We start from the raw sequence: 15,950 nt of genomic DNA on the forward strand, positions 1-15,950 counted from the left end.
GGGCCTTCTTGGTGCGCTCCGCGGCAAGGCGTTCTTGATTGCCCTACCGTGGCGACGGCAACGTGGTATCGCCGCACCCCGGACTTCAAACAAACGCAGGTACCACCGTTTTTGGGGGTGGCGCCGGCCACACATCGGAGCGCATGCATGATCCCCACCATTACCGCCTTTGAACGCTCCCCCGATGGCGGCAAAGGACTGGCGCGCGACACGCGCGTTCGCTGGGCGCTGGAAGAAGCCGGCCAGCCCTACAACGTCCGGCTGGTCTCATTTCAGGCGATGAAAGAGCCTGCGCACCTGCGCCTGCATCCGTTCGGCCAGATTCCCACCTACGAGGAAGGCGACCTGGCATTGTTCGAGACCGGCGCGATCGTGTTCCATATCGCCCAGCGGCACCCGGTTCTATTACCAGACGACGGCCATGCCCGGGCACGGGCGATCACGTGGATGTTTGCGGCCCTCAGCACCATCGAGCCGCCGATTCTTGAGCTGGTCACGGCCAAGTTCCAGGAGGGCGACAAGCCCTGGACTCCCGAGCGCCTGCCGCTGGTCATGGACCGCATCCGCCGTCGGCTGGATCAGCTGTCTGCGCGGCTGGGCAATGCCGATTGGCTCGATGGCGCATTCAGCGCGGGGGACTTGTTGATGGTGTCGGTGCTGCTCCGGCTGAGGCCGTCGGGCCTTCTGGACGAATTCCCGAGCCTTGCCGCCTATGTCGCACGTGGTGAAGCCCGCCCTGCATACAAGCGCGCTTTCGAGGCGCAACTGGCGGTGTTCACCGGGCAACCGCCAGCCGGCTGACGAAGCTCAGGCCGCCTTGGCCTGTTGCACGGCGTCGAGCTGATCACCGCCCAGGCTTTCGACCAGGTCGGAGAGCATCCGCGCCAGCTCGCCCGTCATCAGCGCGACATCGGAGTCGAAACGTTCGTCGTCGTTCTGCGCGGTGGGGTCTTCGGCTTCCTTGATCACGTCGAGCGGCGTCACACGCTTGATGAGGAGCGACGGCGTCAGCACGAAGGAGACGCGGTCGTCCCACGTCATGGCGAGCCGCATGCACTGCTTGCCGGCTTCGATGTGACGGCGCATGTCTTCTGCTTCCAGCGCATGGCCGACGTATCGCACCGTGGCGCCGCCCTCGCCCGTCGAGCGCAACTCGGCGTCCTGGTCGACGGTAAAGCCGCCAGGCGCCTCGCCGGACAGCAGCCACTCCGTCATTGCGGCCACCGGCGAATGCGCCACGTGCACATTGGTGAGCGGCAGTTGATCGATCGACTTCACGAGCAGGCCGCGCACGTCGTCGGCAACCGCCTGCGAAGCCGCATCGATCACGAGCCAGCCGTTTGCCGTGTCGATCCACACCCGCGTATCGCGCCGAATGCTGAAGGCGCGCGGCAGCAGTTCGTCGGTCACCTGCTCCTTGAGTTCGCGCAGTTGCTTTCGGCCGGGCTTGAAACCCTGCTGTTCTTCCAGCTCCAACGCCCGGGCCTTGGTCACCTGGTTGATGACGGACGCCGGCAGCAGCTTCTTTTCAGCGCGAAAGGTCAGCAGCATCTGCCCATTGTTTGCATACACGAGCGCGCCATCCTCGCGCGGCGAAGCCCAGCCGGAGGTCTGTTTCTCTACGCTGTTGCCCGGTTGAAACGCGTGGGGTGCCAGCCACTTTTCAAGCTGGTCGGGGGTCACGGCCCAAGGCGCCGGCAGACGATGAAGCTGAAGGTTTTTGAACCACATGGGAGTACGGGCAAAGTCCGCGATTCTAAAGGATGGCGCGCCCCTCCCCCCGATGGTCGATAGCCGATGTCCGGCGCGGCGCGTGCAGGCGTTCGGATGGCGCTGCTACTAATATGCAAATCCCGACGCTGGCAAAGCCCGAGTCAACCCCGGGGCGAGCTGTTCAACGGACGACGACAGGACACGATATGCCTGAACACGACACAAAGCTGCACGGCAGTTGGCGGCTGGTCTCTTTCGAGACCGAGCTTCAAGACACAAAGGAGCGCTCGCAGCCCTGGGGTGCGGAGCCCAAGGGTTCATTGGTCTTCGGCGCTGACGGGCGCATGATGGTGCTCCTCACCGCAAAGGTGCGCGAGCCGGGAAATACAGACGAAAAACTGTTGGCGCTGTTCCGCACGATCGTGGCTTACACCGGGCGGTATCGCGTCGAGGGCGATCGCTTCATCACGAAGGTCGACGCTTGCTGGAATGAAGCCTGGAACGGCACGGAGCAGGAACGGTTCTATACGCTGGACGGAGACACGCTGGAAGTGAGGACGGCGTGGATGCCGAATCCGCTGGTGTCCGAAAATGCAATGGGCAGAGGTGTTCTTGGCTTCAGGCGCGAATGACGCTAGCGACAAACCAATGGCGGATCCAACACTTTCCTTCACCAACCAGGAAGCCTGGGAAGCCTGGCTGGAAACCCACGCAGAGGCAGCGGCCGGCGTCTGGCTCCGCATCGCAAAGCGGTCGGCCGAGCAATCCACCGTGTCTTATGCAGAGGCCGTTGAAAGCGCTCTTTGCTACGGATGGATTGACGGCCAAAAGCAGGCGGAGAACGAGCACTACTGGCTGCAGCGGTTCACGCCCCGGACCGCCAAGAGCATCTGGTCAAAGATCAACACCGCCAAGGCCGAAGCGTTGATTGCCGCCGGGAGAATGCGCCCCGCTGGCCTTCGCGCCATCGATCTGGCCAAGCAGGACGGCCGCTGGGAGGCGGCCTATTCGTCTCCCAGTACATCCACGGTGCCCGATGATCTGCAGCAGGCTCTCGACGCCAACCCGAAGGCCAAGCGATTCTTCGCCACGCTAAATGGCCAGAACCGGTACGCGATTCTGTTCAGGATCCAGAACGTGAAAAAGGCCGAAACGCGCGCAAAAAAGATCGCTCAATTCGTCGATATGCTTAACAAAGGGGAGACGCTTCATCCATAGCCTTCGCCGAGGCTAAGCCTGATCGATTGCCGAGACCGCCGCGCGCAGCGCCAAAAGGTAGCTCTGTACGCCAAACCCGCAGATCTGCCCGCTCACGATGTCGGCAAACACGGAGTGATGCCGGAACGGCTCGCGTGCGTGGATATTGGACATATGCAATTCCACGACCGGACAGGTCAGGATCGCCAGCGCATCGCGAATGCCGTAGCTGTAATGCGTCCACGCGCCGGCGTTGATCAGCACGGCGTCCTGGCCGTCTTCGAACGCCCGGTGAATGCGCTCGCACATCGCCCCTTCGCTGTTCGTCTGGAACGACTCCACCTGCACGCCAAGTTCGGCGCCCAACGCCTGCAACCTTGCGTCGATCTCGGCCAGCGTGATCGTTCCGTACTGCATGGGGTCGCGCTTGCCGAACATGTTGTGATTGATGCCGTGCAGCATCAGGACGCGCTTCATTCGGGCCTCCGTGGTCGAGTCACGTCAATCAAGCGGGACGGTCAGCCGATCGATCACCGGGCGCGTGTCCGGACGCACGCCGCGCCACCACGCAAACGCCTCGGCGGCCTGTTCGACCAGCATGCCGACACCGTCGGCGAGATTGCGCACACCCGCGTTGCGGGCAAGCCGCAGGAACGGCGTCAGGCGCTTGCCATACGCCAGTTCATAGGCCATCCCGTCGGGGCGAAAGATGCTCGGCGGAACGGGCGGCAGATCCCCCGTGAGACTGGCCGAGGTGGCATTGACCACCAGATCGAAGCGGCCCATTGCCTCCAGGTCGGCATATCCGCAGGCGACGACCGCGCCGCGCCCGGCGACCTGCGCGGCCAGCGCCTGCGCTTTTGCGACATCGCGGTTTGCGATCACCAACTCTGCCGGCTTGGCCTCCAGGAACGGCAGCAGAGCCCCGCGCGCCGCACCGCCCGCCCCGAGCATCAGCACGCGCTTGCCTGCCATCGGCAGCCCCAGGTTGATCTCGATGTCGCGAACGAGCCCAATGCCGTCGAAGTTGTCGGCGAGGATGCGGCCGCCTTCAAACTTCATTGCGTTGACAGCACCGGACAACGCTGCGCGCTCACTGCGCTCATCGGCCATCGCAAACGCCTTGAGCTTGAACGGCGCCGTCACGTTCATGCCTTTGCCACCGCCCGCGGCAAACTTGCGCACAACATCGGCAAACGCGGTATCCGGCTCAACCGGGCCCTCGATGGCCGTGTATTGCATGTCCTGCCGCGCCTCTTGCGCAAAAAGGCCGTGAATGAGCGGCGACTTGGTGTGTGAGATCGGGTTGCCGATCACCGCATAGTGGTCAGTCATCATTGACTCGCTTCGAATAGAGAACGCCTTCGGCCTGCATCGCACGGATCTCGTCTGGGCTGAAACCCAGGGCGCGCGCCACTTCGGCGTTGTGCTGGCCCAGGTCGGGGGCCACGTCGCGCACGGTGGTATCGCAGTCGGAGAACTTGAACGGCAGGTTGGGCAGGCGCAACGTGCCGTAGCGCGGATGCTGTTGCTCGACCACCATCCCGCGCGCCTGAATTTGCGGATCGGTCAGCACCTCGTCGATGCGCTGCACCTTGGCGCACGGCACATCGATGCCATCCAGCAGTTCCAGCACCGATGCCACCGAACGCGCTGCCACCCAGGGCTCCACCACAGAAAGGATTTTGGCGCGGTGCGCGTTGCGCCCGGTGCCCGCATGAAACCGCGTGTCGGCGCCGAAGCCCGCCGGGCCGCCATGCGCTTCGACCAGCGCGGCAAAGCGCTTCCACGCGTCGTCCACCTGCGCGGCGATCACGAGGTCACCGTCCGCCGCGCGGAACACGCCGTAGAGCGTCGAGGTCGGCATGTCATGGCCGGTCTGCTCGGGCAGCACGCCCTGCAGGGTGTAGCACTGCACCGCGTATTCATGCATCGACACCAGCGTGTCGTACAGCGCCATGTCGATGTGCTGTCCGCGCTGGCTCTTCACGCGCCCCAGCAAGGCCGCGTTGATGGCGGCAACGGCGTGGATGCCCGTGTACATATCACCGAGCGAGATGCGCAACAGCGGCGGCCGTTCACCCGGCGTGCCAACCATCTGCATGATGCCGCTCTTGGCTTCGGCAATCAGCCCGAAACCGGCGCGATGCGCGTCTGGCCCGGTATGTCCGTAGGCCGAGATCGAGCAATAGACGAGGCCCGGATTGCGCGTCGACAGCTCGGCATAGCCCAGCCCGAGCTTGTCCAGCGCGCCGGGCCGGTAGTTCTCGATGAACACGTCTGCCGAATCGCACAGCCGCTGCATGAATGCCTTGCCGCGCGGATCCTTCATGTTGACGCTCACGCCGCGCTTGCCCATGTTGAGCTGCAAGAAATAGCCGCTTTGCTCGTCGTCGAGCACGGTGGCGTGCTGGCGGCCGGCGTCGCCGGTGCCGGGGCGCTCGACCTTGATCACCTCGGCGCCGAGTGCAGCCAGGCATCGGCCAACGTAGGGGCCAGCAAGAAAGTGGCTGTAGTCGACAACGCGAATACCTTCCAAAGGACGGGCCTGCATCAGAACGCTCCCGGCCGGCGCGGCACCATCAGGCGATGCTCGCCGCGTTGGACCACCTGACCTTCCTGGTTGATCAGCTCCGATGGCAGCACGACGATGCCCCAGCCCGGACGGCTCTTGCTTGCCCGCATCTCCCCGACGCGGAATTTCACGTACAGCACGTCGTTCACCTTGATCGGCAGCAGGAAATCCCAGGTCCAGCCGAGCGACATGCCGGGCAGGAAGCGGTAGTCGCTCTGCGTTTTCAGGCCGTCGGCAATCGACAGCCCAAACAGGCCATGCGCGACGATGCAGCCGAAGTGGCTGGCATTGGCATAGGCTTCATCCACGTGCACGGGCGTGTGGTCACCGGTGAGGTCTGCGTAAGCGAGGATGCGTTCCTTCGTGACGGTGTAACTGGGGCTCACACACGTGTCGCCCTCGCGGGCGTCATCCCAATATTTTTCGACGATCGTCATGGTCATGTTCATGCCTGTGCGCGTGGGTTGATGGCCAGCGCCTGCGCCACGCAAGACGCCGGCTTGGCCTGGATGAGTTCGACCGCCAGACCGTCCGGCAAGCGCAACCAGTTGCGGCCCTGCGGCATTTCGGTCACGCCGAAACCCTGTGCCAGGGCCAGCGCCGCTTCCAGGTCTTCGCACATCACGCCGAGGTGAGCCAGCCGTCCTTCGGGGCCTTCAAACTCCGGGGCGTGGATGAACTGCAGACCGCCGAGGGTCCAGTACTGCCGGGGCGTTTCTCGCGTGCCGTCGATCTCGCGCAAGGTCATGCCCAGCACGTCTTCGAAGAATCGGATGTGCCAGTGGATGTCTTTCACCCAGATGGCAACATGTTCCAGATAGGCCTTGGGGGCGCTCATGCGGCGGTCTCCTCGCGTTGGCGGTCAGCCATCGCGCGCTCGATGCCCTTGATGCAAGCGACCAGCGTGGCATTGACCGGTGTCGGCACGCCGTACTGCTGCCCATAGCGCACGACCGAACCGTTGATGAAATCGATCTCGGTGATCGACCCTTTCTCCAGGCTTTGCAGCATCGATGTCTTGAACGCCGCGGGAAGGCCCTCGGCGGCAAGCGTCCAGGCCTGCTCCGGATCGGTCATCGATAACTTCACGCCTGCGGCCTGCGCCGCCGCAATCGCCTCGGCCACCGCCGCAAGCGAGGTGGCCTTGAGCAGCGCATCGTCGTAGAGCTGGCCGTAGGTCAGGCGTGTGATGCCGGTCAGCGCCCCTGTGGCGACGTTCACCAGGAGCTTGTCCCACATCGTGCCGACGATGTTGTCGCTGACGGTGGTCGCCAGCCCGGCTGCGTTGAATGCGTCTGCGATGGCCTGCACGCGCTGTGTCAGGCGGCCGTCGAGTTCGCCGATGTACGTTGCCTTGCCAACCACGCCGGACTGAATGTGCCCCGGGCCGCGCAACACGCCGCCAACGTAAGTCTTGCCTGCCAGCACCCGTTCGCGGCCCACGATGTCGGCGAGGATCGCTTCATGCCCCAGGCCGTTCTGCAACGACAGCACCAGCGTATCGGGCCCGACCAGAGCAGCTGCGCCGCGCATGGCCGCATCGGTCTGGAAGGACTTGACGAGCACGATGACCAATTCCGCTACGCCAACTTCCGCAGCCTGCGTCGCTGCCAACACCGGGATGCGGCGCGTGCCCTGCGCGTCGTCAACCCGCAGGCCCTCGCCGCGCATGGCGTTGACGTGCGGCGGTGAACGGCTGATCAGCCAGGTTTCATGTCCGCCTTCCGTGAGCGCGGCACCGATGGCGCAGCCCAGTGCGCCGGCGCCCAGAATCGCAATCTTCAATGGCATCTCCTTGTCGTGTGGCTGCACGATAGGAGGCGGCACTTATACTGACAATACAATGATCCCAATACCGTTATTGCAATGGACAATAGTGCCGCGTCGCTGGCCGATCTGCCCGACCTGAAGCTGCTGCAACTCTTCGACCTGCTCTACGACGTGCGCAACGTCAGCCGCGTGGCCGAACAGCTCGGGCAGAGCCAGCCGACCATTAGCATCTGGCTCGGGCGTCTGCGGGACTACGTGCGAGACCCGCTCTTCATCCGCACACCGGGCGGCATGGCGCCGACACCGCAGGCCGACGCCCTGATCGGGCCGTGCCGGGAAATCCTCGAATCGTTGAGGCGTTTTACTGCGTGGGAGATTGCATTCGACCCGGCGACAGCGCAGCGGCGCTTTCGCATCTGCATGACGGACGCGAGCCACATCACGCTGCTGCCGCGTCTTCTGGCGCATGTACGGGCGCAGGCGCCCGGTGTCCGGCTGGAAGCTGCTCGAATTGACGGCAATACGGAACGCACGCTCGAATCCGGCGAGGCCGACCTTGCAATCGGCTACGTGCCCTGGCTGAGCGGCGGCATCTACCAGCAGCAACTGTATGAGCAGGACTGGGTATGCCTGGCCAACCGCCATCACCCCAGAATCCGCACCCGGTTTGGCGTAAAGCAGTACTGCGCAGAGGGACACGTCGCCGTCACCGCGGGCACCGGGGCGCAGCTCCTTCAGCAGGCGCTGACGAGAGAGCGCATCGAGCGCCAAGTCGTGCTGGAACTACCGGGGTTCCTCGGGCTGGGTGCGATTGTGCAAACGACGGACTTGATTACCACGCTACCCCGCCACATTGGCGAGACCCTGGCACAGGCCAATGATCTGGCGGTTCGCGCGTGCCCATTCCCGGTGGAAGGTTTTGCCGTTCGGCAGCATTGGCATGCGCGGTATCACCACGAAGCCGGCAACCGTTGGCTGCGCGGGGTGGTCAGTCAGCTCTTTGGTGGATCGCGCTAACTCAATACACGCTCGCGATAATGCGGGAGAGCGACAACGATCCGCCACCCTGCCCAGGCGCATAGCGTCGTCACCTGTTAGATCGGCGCTGCCGCGTGCTGCCGCCGCCACGAAACGTCAAAGCATCCTGCGAAGTTGCTGCGCCATGGAGGCAGCAGAACCGTTCTTCCCCCGCTCAAGCGGCCACCAATCGCCCCCCCTCCAAAAAGACTAATCATCGCCGGGCCCTGTGCAACTACCTGCTCAGGCAACGTGCGCCCCCACGGTATTTCGCCCTCGTGCTGGACTGAGATCGCGCCAGTCCATGACGCTCGCGCTGGTTGCACCAATTCTCAAAATTCCTCACATGGAGAGGATTACCCCCACTTGGTCGCTTCAGTATCAAGTTTCCTTGCCGTTGCAATTTTCGAGCAGTGCCATCGGGGCCTGCCATCAACAAACGGCGCAGTCAGAAGGCCGAACGACCGGGGAAACCACAATGGGGATCAACAACTTGACGGTGCGCACCAAGCTCACCTTGGCATTTGGCTTTCTGGCGGCGCTGGTGCTGCTGGTCTCAGCGCTTGCGGTCCAGGCGCTGAGCGAATCGAACGCGCGTTTTTCAAAGTACGTGAACGGCGTCAACGCCCGGGCCTTGCTGTCCGAACGCGTGCGCACGGCAGTGGACCGCCGCGCCATTGCGGCGCGCAACCTCGTGCTCGTGACCAAGCCTTCGGACATCGATCTGGAAAAAGCCGCTGTTAAGCAGGCGCATGAAGACGTGCAGAGCCGCCTGAGCAAACTCAAGGAGCTGACCGCGCAAGCCGGCGACACCGATGACCGCGCACGGGCCTTGGTTGCTGACATCGACAGCGTTGAGGTGAAGTACGGCCCCGTGGCGCTCGCCATTGTCAACGCCGCGCTTACGGGCAAGCACGAAGAATCGATCACGATGATGAACGAGCAGTGCCGCCCGCTGCTGGCCGCGCTCATCAAGGCCACCAATGCCTACAGCGAACACGCCCGCGATCGCGCCCACGAGATGGAGCAGCAGTCTGCCGAGCGCTACGCCTTCCAGCGCACGCTGCTCATCGGCATCTGCCTTGCCACTGTGCTGGGTGCCTTGGGTGCCGGCATTCTCATCACCCGCGGCCTGACCCGTGCCCTGGGTGCCGAGCCCGACGCCCTGAGCGACATCACGCGCCGCGTGGCCTCCGGAGACCTGGGCCCCGTGCCCGGCGGCGCAACGGCACCGCGCGGCAGCATCCTCGCCTCCATGTCGGACATGCAGGCCAGCCTCGTGAAGCTGATCGACCAGGTTCGCCAGGCTGCGCACGGCATCGCCAGCGATGTGGGCCAGATCGCCACCGGCAATCAAGACCTCTCTTCTCGCACCGAGCAACAGGCCTCGTCTCTGCAAGAGACGGCCTCCAGCATGGAAGAGCTGACCTCCACCGTGAAGCAGAACGCCGACAATGCCCAGCAGGCCAGCGTGCTCGCATCGGATGCCTCGGAGATCGCCCAACGCGGCAGCGCCGTGGTCGGCAACGTGGTCGACACCATGAGCGACATCCGCAGCAGCTCGACCAAGGTGGTCGACATCATTGGCCTGATTGAAGGCATTGCGTTCCAGACGAACATCCTCGCGCTCAACGCCGCAGTGGAAGCCGCTCGCGCCGGCGAACAAGGCCGCGGCTTTGCCGTGGTGGCCAGTGAAGTCCGCAGCCTTGCGCAGCGCTCATCCAGCGCCGCCAAGGAGATCAAGGAACTCATCAGCACCTCGGTGCAAAAGATCGAGGACGGCTCCTCACTGGTGGAAACCGCCGGCAAGACCATGACCGAAGTCACCCAGGCCGTGGCCCGCGTGACCGACATCATGGGCGAGATTGCCGCCGCCTCTGTCGAGCAGAGCCGTGGCATCGAGCAGATCAACCTGGCGATTACGCAGATGGACGAAGTGACCCAGCAGAACGCCGCGCTGGTCGAACAGGCAGCGGCCGCATCCACGTCATTGGAAGGTCAGGGCCAGCAACTGAGCCACGCGGTTGCGTTCTTCCGGTTGCACGGAGCAGCTGCGGCGGCCTGATGCAGCCACGCAGTGGCAGAAGAAGCGCGGTGGCGCTACGATCCATGCCCACCGTCCGCTTCTTTTCTGCTTCGCCACTCCGCTGGTGAAGCGCTCCCCATGCCACGTCACCACCACGTTTATGTCGTCGAGCTGTCGCGGCAAGTGCTGAGCGAAGCGCGCTTCGTGAAGGCCAATCCCGATTACCTCGGCGGCAAACCTTGCGTCTATGTCGGCATGACAGGACAGTCGCCGGACGTGCGCTTTGACAAGCACAAGGCGGGGCTGAAATCGAATCGGTTCGTACGCGAGTACGGCTTGCGCCTGATGCCCGAGCTGTACGAATGCTTCAACCCGATGCCTTATGAGGCGGCGCGGGAGATGGAGGTCGAACTGGCGATCGGATTGCGCGAGGAAGGGTATGCCGTGTGGCAGGCGTAGATTGGCAACGCGCGCCTTGCCTGCAAATCGGTGACCGGAATCGACACGCGCATCCGGAACCCCGACGCTAGTTGATCAGATCCTTGGCGGCCTTGGCGCCCTCTTCCATCAGCTTGGCTTGCGCGTTGGCGCGGTTCAGCACGTTCTGCATCTCCGCGCTGCGGATCATGGTTTCGGCCTGCATCTGCATGATGCGCTCCATGCGCGAGTCGGCATCACCGTGTGTGCGCGGGAGTTCCGAGCGGGGCAGATCCGCCCGGCGTTGCTTGGCTTGCGGCTGTGCAGCATCACCGCTCGACTCGCGTGGGCGCTTCGTACCGCGCGCAGACAGCGCGCCCAGCTCCCCTTGCGACGTACGCGCGGTGCGCTGGGGGGCCTGAGGGAGCGACGGCTTTACCGGCGACGAGCCGGGCGCGTCGTTGGGGCTGATGTGTGTCTGGACGCTCGGTCCGCTGATCTTCGATGGAATCGGCATGGCGGCAGCAATGGTCAATAACGCCTGCATGCTAGGCGGCCGATTGCAGCGTCCGGCACGATCATGCGAAAGTGCGATCGCATGTGCGAAGCCCGCCCATGCGCCATCGCATGTCGAGCAATCGCTCGCAACCACTCACACAATCAACTACGCGCTCGGAGGCGTTGATGCAGGTGCTGGACCACGAACCGCAGAGCTGGTTTTTATTTGAAGCGGACGGCGAACTGTATCTGGATGCCAACTGCAACCATGGCGCTTTTGGCTACAGCTTCATGATTCGGCTCACCACGGCGGAAGCTCGAAAATATCGCGATGAAGGTCGGGGTTATTTGAGCTGGCTGGCTGAGGACATACACAATTCCGCGCCGATTTTGTCGGCCAGTTCGTCGCCGTATAGAACCCGGAAGGCGACCAAGGAGGAAGAAGCCGACGCGAGCACTGCGTTGGCGGCATGGCAGGCGGAACGGATTCGGAGCCTCAAGCTCGGCGCTTGAGGGTTAATCCTCCGACTGCCGCCACTCAACCCCCGCTTGCCGCCCTCCAAGACCCGACCGCGAGGCTTTTTGCCCCGCCGCTGCTGCTTTTTGCAGCAATGAATCGGACCTTTGACCTCGACACACGGGGTTCCGAACGCCGCGCATGGGGTTCTGAACCCGACGCGTGACCCTTTTTGCCTCTCGCTTGCTGCTTTTTTCAGCAACACATGCTGCTTTTTTGAGCACGGTCGAAGGTCTGAACTCCGCGATTGAGGTTCTGAACTCGACCGTTGAGGTTCTGAACTCGACCGTTGAGGTTCTGAACTCGGCCGTTGGTGTTCTGGACTCGATGGCTGAGGCTCGGAACCCGGCGTGTCAGGCTTTTTGCTCGGCATTTGAGGTTCGGAACTCGGCGATTCGAGTTCCGAACCCGGCGCACGGCGTTCTGGACTCCACGAATACGTTCTGATTTGGCCCCGAGACAAACCGCAACTTGCCGCCGCTGCTTGCCGCCCCTAAACTCTGTCCCGCTCGCGCAAACCAAGCGCAGCCGGGACTGCAATCCCGAATTCAAGTTCACCCGTGAGTGCCGTTATAGCCCTCGCGTGCCGTCGTTCGTCCCTATGGGCGGGCCCGGCAGGGAGGGCCTCGGCCCTGCCGGTTGTGGTGAACTTGATCGGTATTGCAGACCTTGTCGTGTGCCCGCCCACCCTCCCAGGTGGGTGGCTCCTCACTTAACCAGAGGGCAAGACAATGGATCAACCGACCCAAGCTGTACCCATCCCACGCGGGCATCGCCCCGCAAACTCGCACTTCACCTGCATCGCACAACGTCCTCCGTCCGGAGGTGCGCGATGAACGTCGATGACAACCTCCTGTATGCGCAGGGCGCCTTGGCCGCGAAGGAATATCTGCAAAAAACGCGGATGAACATGAAGGTGCACCGGCTGTTCGAGCCCCATACGTTGCGCTTTCATTACGAGTTCCACGTCAGAAACAAGGCCCTCGAATACCAGGCCGGGTTTATGGACGCGATTGGGGCGTTCATGCTGACCGCGTTGGATGGCGCGGCAGTAGACCTGTACCGGTGGGAAGTGCTGCAGGTGCTGGACCGAGTGAATCGCAAGAAATAACTAGAACAGCAGTCAAAGCGAACCCGCGACGGGCGGGGGCGCTAGCGGTCGACGCGTCAGCAAGCACACTCATCATTGCCCGCACGGACCTGATTGATAGAGCGCTGTTCTTTCTTCTCTATCCAATTCCGCTCTTTATCTTTTTTTCAGCTACGAGAAAGCGTAGATCACTTGCATTGGTTGCATGAATCTATCGTAAGCGGTCCGTGGTACACGTCGGGCAAAGAGCAGTCCATCGTCCATAATGAATCGCACATCGTCCTCTATGAGGCACCATGATGTTCGATAGCGCCCCAGGCATCACTGTCAATACAGGCGAAGCCGAGATCTTTCTCAAAAGACTCGGCGCTGGTCCACCGTTGCTTCTGCTTCACGGCTTTCCTGAAACACATTTGATGTGGAGGGAAATCGCGTCACGACTCTCCGATCAGCATGAAGTGTTCTGCCCAGACCTGCGTGGATATGGAAAGAGCAGTTACCCGGCCTCGACTCCAGACCACGCGCCCTATAGCAAACGGGCAATAGCAAGAGACATGGTTGAACTCATGCGCGGATTCGGCCACGAGCAATTTTCGGTCGTCGGTCATGACCGAGGCGCCCGCGTTGCACACCGGATGGCGTTGGATTTCCCGGCTTGCGTCCGCCACCTTGCCGTGCTCGATATCTTGCCGACCGAAGTCGTCTGGAACAAGGCTGACGCCAAATTGGCATTGGCCTTCTGGCCATGGTCCCTACTATCTCAGCCCGCGCCGCTTCCAGAGCGGCTGATTTCCGCCGCGCCGGATGCGGTCATTAATAATGCATTGAACGATTGGGGAAGCCGGTCTGACGCATTCTCGCTAGACGTGCGAAATGCATATATTGACGCTTTACGCGATCCCGCGCGCGTTCATGCAATTTGTGAGGAATATCGAGCAGCCGCAACGATCGACCGTGAGCATGATGTTGCCGATATGGCTGCAAATAAAAAGGTGACCTGCCCGCTACTCGCTGTATGGAGTAAAAATGGTGGAATAGAAAAGTGGTACCAAGACGATGGCGGGCCGTTAGAAATCTGGCGGAATTTCGCGTGTGACGTTGAAGGTCATGCGCTTGATGGCGGCCACTTTTTTCCTGAAGAAATGCCGGAACGGACTGCGGATGTTCTTCGCAAGTTCCTGCAGAAGCGGGCCTGACATCGGCTGGCGGACGGCGCGACTTACAAACCGTCCTCCTCAATTCCACCCCTCCACCCCCGGCACCCGCATCCCCTCCACCTCGGGCAAATCAATCCCAAAGTACTCAACCAACAGCCCTCGCAACGCGCGGCGGTCTTCCAGCTCGAACCTGTACGGCGTATTCCCGCGCCAGATCGTGGCGTCCCGATTCATGACCGTCACGCGCCCTTCGTCGGTCAACGACCGCATGAGGATGCGGTTCATGAAGGGCGAGTTCGGATACGTGCTCGTGTAGTGGTTCGCCATTTCGAAATCGATCGGGTAGTCCTGCTCCATCGTGGTGACCCAGGCGTCGACCGGCGTGTCGCTGCGCACCTGGGCGCGGAGTATCCAGCGGTCTGCATCACGCACCATCCAGTGCAGTTCTCCGTCGATATCGGCCTGCGTGCCGTCCAGCGGCACAGGCACACGCGGGGCCAGCGAGCCAAAGCCGGGGTCGACGACAAAGGTGCCTTCGGGCAACTGCACGGTCAGGAACATGTGGGTGCGCGGCGCCTCGGTGCGCGGGGCAAGCAGGACGACGCGCGACGAGTGGCGCGTCGGCTGAAAGCCGAGCTGCTCCAACACCGCTGCAAACAAGGTGGCGTGCTCGAAGCAGTAGCCGCCGCGGCGTGCGTGAACGAGCTTGTTCTGCAAGCTTTCCAGGTCGATGCGGATGCCGCGCCCGAGCAGCACGTCGAGGTTTTCAAACGGGATGTGCCGCATGTGTGCGTGCAGCAACTGCGCGAGCGTGTCGTAGCTTGGGGTGGTGCTGCCGCCCCACTGGATGCGGTTGAAATAGGCATCCAGATTGAGTTGCGATGTCACGTACGGTCTCCTTGTGCGCCAGGGGCGACGCAAGGTCAGCCCGGTTTGCGGCGGCGGAATTGTTGTTCGGTTACGGTGCTGCCCCACTGCGTGCCGGCTTCTTCTTGCGTGAGTTCAAAGCCGAACGATTCGTAGAGGTGGCGGGCGGCATCCAGGCCCTTGAAGGTGTTGAGATAGGTCTCGTCAAAGCGCTCGTCGACAAAGCGCATGGCTTGCGACATGAGCTTGCGACCAATGCCCGTGCCGCGCAGTGAATCATCCACGATGAACCAGCGCAGGTGTGCAGCACGATAGTGCGGATTTCCGTCGATGGCCAGCGATGCGAGGCAGCGGCCATTCTCCACACACAACCAGAGTGCCTTGTCGGGGTCGGGCAAGGATTGCGCAAAGTCGGCGAGTTCCTTGGCAACGCGGCGCTCGAAGAACACGCCAAAGCCCCAGTGCTGCGCGTAGAAGCGGCCGTGCAGGCTGGCGATGTCGCCAATGCAGCCGGGCACGTAGCCTTGCACGATCTGGGGGCCGGCATCGGCGGGGGCTTGCGCGGGCTTGTGGTCGTTGTCATCGGCCAGCGCGCTGACGTATTGCGACAGCGATGCAACCAGTCGTTGCTGATCTGCCGGGGTCAGGTGGCGCAGCGCGTTGGAAACCTGCTCGGAGGCAAATGCGTCGATCTTGCGGCGCACCTGCTGGCCGCTCTTGGTCAGGTGCAGTTCGGAAGATCGGGCATCGTCGGCGCGCGTGCGACGTTCGACCAGCCCGGCAGATTCGAGCCGCGTGACTTGGCGGCTGGTGCTCGATTTGTCCAGCCGCAGGCGTTCGGCCAGGTCGCGCGCCTGGATGCCGGGCGCACCGGCAATCTCCAGAATCGCGTGTACGGCGGAGGGCGGCAGGTCGCTCTCGGCCAGCGTGTTGCGCATGAAGCCGAGTTCGCGGACGAGCTTGCGGGACACCTCTCGCAGCTCGCGGATGGTCTGTTCGCGCGATTGCGCGGGCGCTTCAATGATGTCCATGCCGGCCTCAGATAGTTGTTTCGCGCAACCAATATAGTTGCACGAAACAACTTTTACAAGACCGGCAATTCCTTA

The 15,950-nt window shown here is 62.8% G+C and carries 19 protein-coding genes; 9 read left to right on the top strand and 10 right to left on the bottom strand.

What is annotated here, in order from left to right; translation table 11 throughout:
• Positions 1-147 precede the first annotated feature (147 nt).
• Complete coding sequence (locus tag R2669_RS02540; RefSeq protein ID WP_316891360.1) at positions 148-801, top strand: glutathione S-transferase family protein; 654 nt, start codon at positions 148-150, stop codon at positions 799-801.
• A gap of 6 nt (positions 802-807) precedes the next feature.
• On the opposite strand, the gene R2669_RS02545 is transcribed toward R2669_RS02540, so the two are convergent.
• A complete protein-coding gene (locus R2669_RS02545) occupies positions 808-1,731 on the bottom strand; it encodes a recombination-associated protein RdgC (protein WP_316898365.1) in 924 nt (307 codons plus the stop codon).
• Between the two features lie 188 nt (positions 1,732-1,919).
• Between R2669_RS02545 and R2669_RS02550 the strand changes: the two genes are divergently transcribed.
• Positions 1,920-2,345, top strand: a complete 426-nt coding sequence (locus tag R2669_RS02550; protein ID WP_316898367.1) for a lipocalin-like domain-containing protein — start codon at positions 1,920-1,922, stop codon at positions 2,343-2,345.
• A 16-nt stretch (positions 2,346-2,361) separates the two neighbouring features.
• Entirely contained in the window at positions 2,362-2,931 is a 570-nt protein-coding gene (locus R2669_RS02555) for a YdeI/OmpD-associated family protein (protein WP_316899049.1), read from the top strand.
• Positions 2,932-2,943: 12 nt separating this feature from the next.
• Here the strand turns inward: R2669_RS02555 and aroQ are convergent, their stop codons facing one another.
• Genes aroQ through R2669_RS02585 form a run of 6 tightly spaced genes read right to left on the bottom strand, consistent with a single transcriptional unit; the run spans position 2,944 to position 7,270 of the window.
• Positions 2,944-3,387 carry a type II 3-dehydroquinate dehydratase gene (gene aroQ, locus R2669_RS02560; protein ID WP_316898369.1) on the bottom strand — a complete coding sequence of 148 codons (444 nt, stop codon included), beginning with the start codon at positions 3,385-3,387 and terminating at the stop codon, positions 2,944-2,946.
• A gap of 24 nt (positions 3,388-3,411) precedes the next feature.
• Positions 3,412-4,245: a shikimate dehydrogenase gene (aroE, locus tag R2669_RS02565; RefSeq protein WP_316899051.1), complete on the bottom strand. Its 834-nt coding sequence runs from the start codon at positions 4,243-4,245 to the stop codon at positions 3,412-3,414.
• Entirely contained in the window at positions 4,238-5,464 is a 1,227-nt protein-coding gene (locus R2669_RS02570; RefSeq protein WP_316898370.1) for a CaiB/BaiF CoA transferase family protein, read from the bottom strand. The genes aroE and R2669_RS02570 overlap by 8 nt, the downstream gene beginning before the upstream one ends.
• Positions 5,464-5,922 (bottom strand): MaoC family dehydratase, encoded by a 459-nt coding sequence (locus tag R2669_RS02575; protein ID WP_316898371.1) that lies wholly within the window; start codon positions 5,920-5,922, stop codon positions 5,464-5,466. Before R2669_RS02575 ends, R2669_RS02570 begins: the two co-directional genes overlap by 1 nt.
• A gap of 8 nt (positions 5,923-5,930) precedes the next feature.
• Positions 5,931-6,323, bottom strand: a complete 393-nt coding sequence (locus R2669_RS02580; RefSeq protein WP_316898372.1) for a VOC family protein — start codon at positions 6,321-6,323, stop codon at positions 5,931-5,933.
• Positions 6,320-7,270, bottom strand: a complete 951-nt coding sequence (locus R2669_RS02585) for a ketopantoate reductase family protein (protein ID WP_316898373.1) — start codon at positions 7,268-7,270, stop codon at positions 6,320-6,322. The genes R2669_RS02580 and R2669_RS02585 overlap by 4 nt, the downstream gene beginning before the upstream one ends.
• Positions 7,271-7,351: 81 nt before the next feature.
• On the opposite strand from R2669_RS02585, the gene R2669_RS02590 reads away from it, so the two are divergent.
• The 3 genes from R2669_RS02590 to R2669_RS02600 all read left to right on the top strand — a co-directional run bounded on the left by R2669_RS02590 (position 7,352) and on the right by R2669_RS02600 (position 10,757).
• Entirely contained in the window at positions 7,352-8,272 is a 921-nt protein-coding gene (locus R2669_RS02590) for a LysR family transcriptional regulator (protein WP_316898375.1), read from the top strand.
• Between the two features lie 478 nt (positions 8,273-8,750).
• Complete coding sequence (locus tag R2669_RS02595; RefSeq protein WP_488281389.1) at positions 8,751-10,337, top strand: methyl-accepting chemotaxis protein; 1,587 nt, start codon at positions 8,751-8,753, stop codon at positions 10,335-10,337.
• A gap of 99 nt (positions 10,338-10,436) precedes the next feature.
• Positions 10,437-10,757 carry a hypothetical protein gene (locus tag R2669_RS02600; RefSeq protein WP_316898377.1) on the top strand — a complete coding sequence of 107 codons (321 nt, stop codon included), beginning with the start codon at positions 10,437-10,439 and terminating at the stop codon, positions 10,755-10,757.
• A gap of 67 nt (positions 10,758-10,824) precedes the next feature.
• On the opposite strand, the gene R2669_RS02605 is transcribed toward R2669_RS02600, so the two are convergent.
• The gene (locus R2669_RS02605) at positions 10,825-11,232 is read right to left on the bottom strand and encodes a hypothetical protein (RefSeq protein WP_316898379.1); all 408 of its coding nucleotides are present in this window, start codon (positions 11,230-11,232) and stop codon (positions 10,825-10,827) included.
• A gap of 167 nt (positions 11,233-11,399) precedes the next feature.
• Here R2669_RS02605 and R2669_RS02610 point away from each other — a divergent pair, with 167 nt between their 5' ends.
• The 3 genes from R2669_RS02610 to R2669_RS02620 all read left to right on the top strand — a co-directional run bounded on the left by R2669_RS02610 (position 11,400) and on the right by R2669_RS02620 (position 14,016).
• The gene (locus tag R2669_RS02610) at positions 11,400-11,726 is read left to right on the top strand and encodes a hypothetical protein (RefSeq protein ID WP_316898381.1); all 327 of its coding nucleotides are present in this window, start codon (positions 11,400-11,402) and stop codon (positions 11,724-11,726) included.
• A gap of 836 nt (positions 11,727-12,562) precedes the next feature.
• The gene (locus R2669_RS02615) at positions 12,563-12,841 is read left to right on the top strand and encodes a hypothetical protein (RefSeq protein WP_316898382.1); all 279 of its coding nucleotides are present in this window, start codon (positions 12,563-12,565) and stop codon (positions 12,839-12,841) included.
• A gap of 275 nt (positions 12,842-13,116) precedes the next feature.
• Positions 13,117-14,016 (top strand): alpha/beta fold hydrolase, encoded by a 900-nt coding sequence (locus tag R2669_RS02620; RefSeq protein ID WP_316898384.1) that lies wholly within the window; start codon positions 13,117-13,119, stop codon positions 14,014-14,016.
• Positions 14,017-14,055: 39 nt separating this feature from the next.
• Here the strand turns inward: R2669_RS02620 and R2669_RS02625 are convergent, their stop codons facing one another.
• Complete coding sequence (locus tag R2669_RS02625) at positions 14,056-14,865, bottom strand: arylamine N-acetyltransferase family protein (RefSeq protein WP_316898386.1); 810 nt, start codon at positions 14,863-14,865, stop codon at positions 14,056-14,058.
• 35 nt (positions 14,866-14,900) lie between these two features.
• Positions 14,901-15,875: a helix-turn-helix domain-containing GNAT family N-acetyltransferase gene (locus tag R2669_RS02630; RefSeq protein WP_316898388.1), complete on the bottom strand. Its 975-nt coding sequence runs from the start codon at positions 15,873-15,875 to the stop codon at positions 14,901-14,903.
• Between the last annotated feature and the right edge of the window lie 75 nt (positions 15,876-15,950).

This window comes from Ralstonia edaphi, from assembly GCF_958350185.1.
In the GTDB taxonomy this organism is placed as follows: domain Bacteria; phylum Pseudomonadota; class Gammaproteobacteria; order Burkholderiales; family Burkholderiaceae; genus Ralstonia; species Ralstonia edaphi.

Excerpts from the sequence above, each read along its gene's own strand:
- R2669_RS02540 (WP_316891360.1), top strand. The coding sequence starts at position 148 with ATGATCCCCACCATTACCGCCTTTGAACGCTCCCCCGATGGCGGCAAA.
- R2669_RS02545 (WP_316898365.1), bottom strand. The coding sequence starts at position 1,731 with ATGTGGTTCAAAAACCTTCAGCTTCATCGTCTGCCGGCGCCTTGGGCC.
- R2669_RS02550 (WP_316898367.1), top strand. The coding sequence starts at position 1,920 with ATGCCTGAACACGACACAAAGCTGCACGGCAGTTGGCGGCTGGTCTCT.
- R2669_RS02555 (WP_316899049.1), top strand. The coding sequence starts at position 2,362 with ATGGCGGATCCAACACTTTCCTTCACCAACCAGGAAGCCTGGGAAGCC.
- aroQ (WP_316898369.1), bottom strand. The coding sequence starts at position 3,387 with ATGAAGCGCGTCCTGATGCTGCACGGCATCAATCACAACATGTTCGGC.
- aroE (WP_316899051.1), bottom strand. The coding sequence starts at position 4,245 with ATGACTGACCACTATGCGGTGATCGGCAACCCGATCTCACACACCAAG.
- R2669_RS02570 (WP_316898370.1), bottom strand. The coding sequence starts at position 5,464 with ATGCAGGCCCGTCCTTTGGAAGGTATTCGCGTTGTCGACTACAGCCAC.
- R2669_RS02575 (WP_316898371.1), bottom strand. The coding sequence starts at position 5,922 with ATGACGATCGTCGAAAAATATTGGGATGACGCCCGCGAGGGCGACACG.
- R2669_RS02580 (WP_316898372.1), bottom strand. The coding sequence starts at position 6,323 with ATGAGCGCCCCCAAGGCCTATCTGGAACATGTTGCCATCTGGGTGAAA.
- R2669_RS02590 (WP_316898375.1), top strand. The coding sequence starts at position 7,352 with ATGGACAATAGTGCCGCGTCGCTGGCCGATCTGCCCGACCTGAAGCTG.
- R2669_RS02595 (WP_488281389.1), top strand. The coding sequence starts at position 8,751 with ATGGGGATCAACAACTTGACGGTGCGCACCAAGCTCACCTTGGCATTT.
- R2669_RS02600 (WP_316898377.1), top strand. The coding sequence starts at position 10,437 with ATGCCACGTCACCACCACGTTTATGTCGTCGAGCTGTCGCGGCAAGTG.
- R2669_RS02605 (WP_316898379.1), bottom strand. The coding sequence starts at position 11,232 with ATGCCGATTCCATCGAAGATCAGCGGACCGAGCGTCCAGACACACATC.
- R2669_RS02610 (WP_316898381.1), top strand. The coding sequence starts at position 11,400 with ATGCAGGTGCTGGACCACGAACCGCAGAGCTGGTTTTTATTTGAAGCG.
- R2669_RS02615 (WP_316898382.1), top strand. The coding sequence starts at position 12,563 with ATGAACGTCGATGACAACCTCCTGTATGCGCAGGGCGCCTTGGCCGCG.
- R2669_RS02620 (WP_316898384.1), top strand. The coding sequence starts at position 13,117 with ATGATGTTCGATAGCGCCCCAGGCATCACTGTCAATACAGGCGAAGCC.
- R2669_RS02630 (WP_316898388.1), bottom strand. The coding sequence starts at position 15,875 with ATGGACATCATTGAAGCGCCCGCGCAATCGCGCGAACAGACCATCCGC.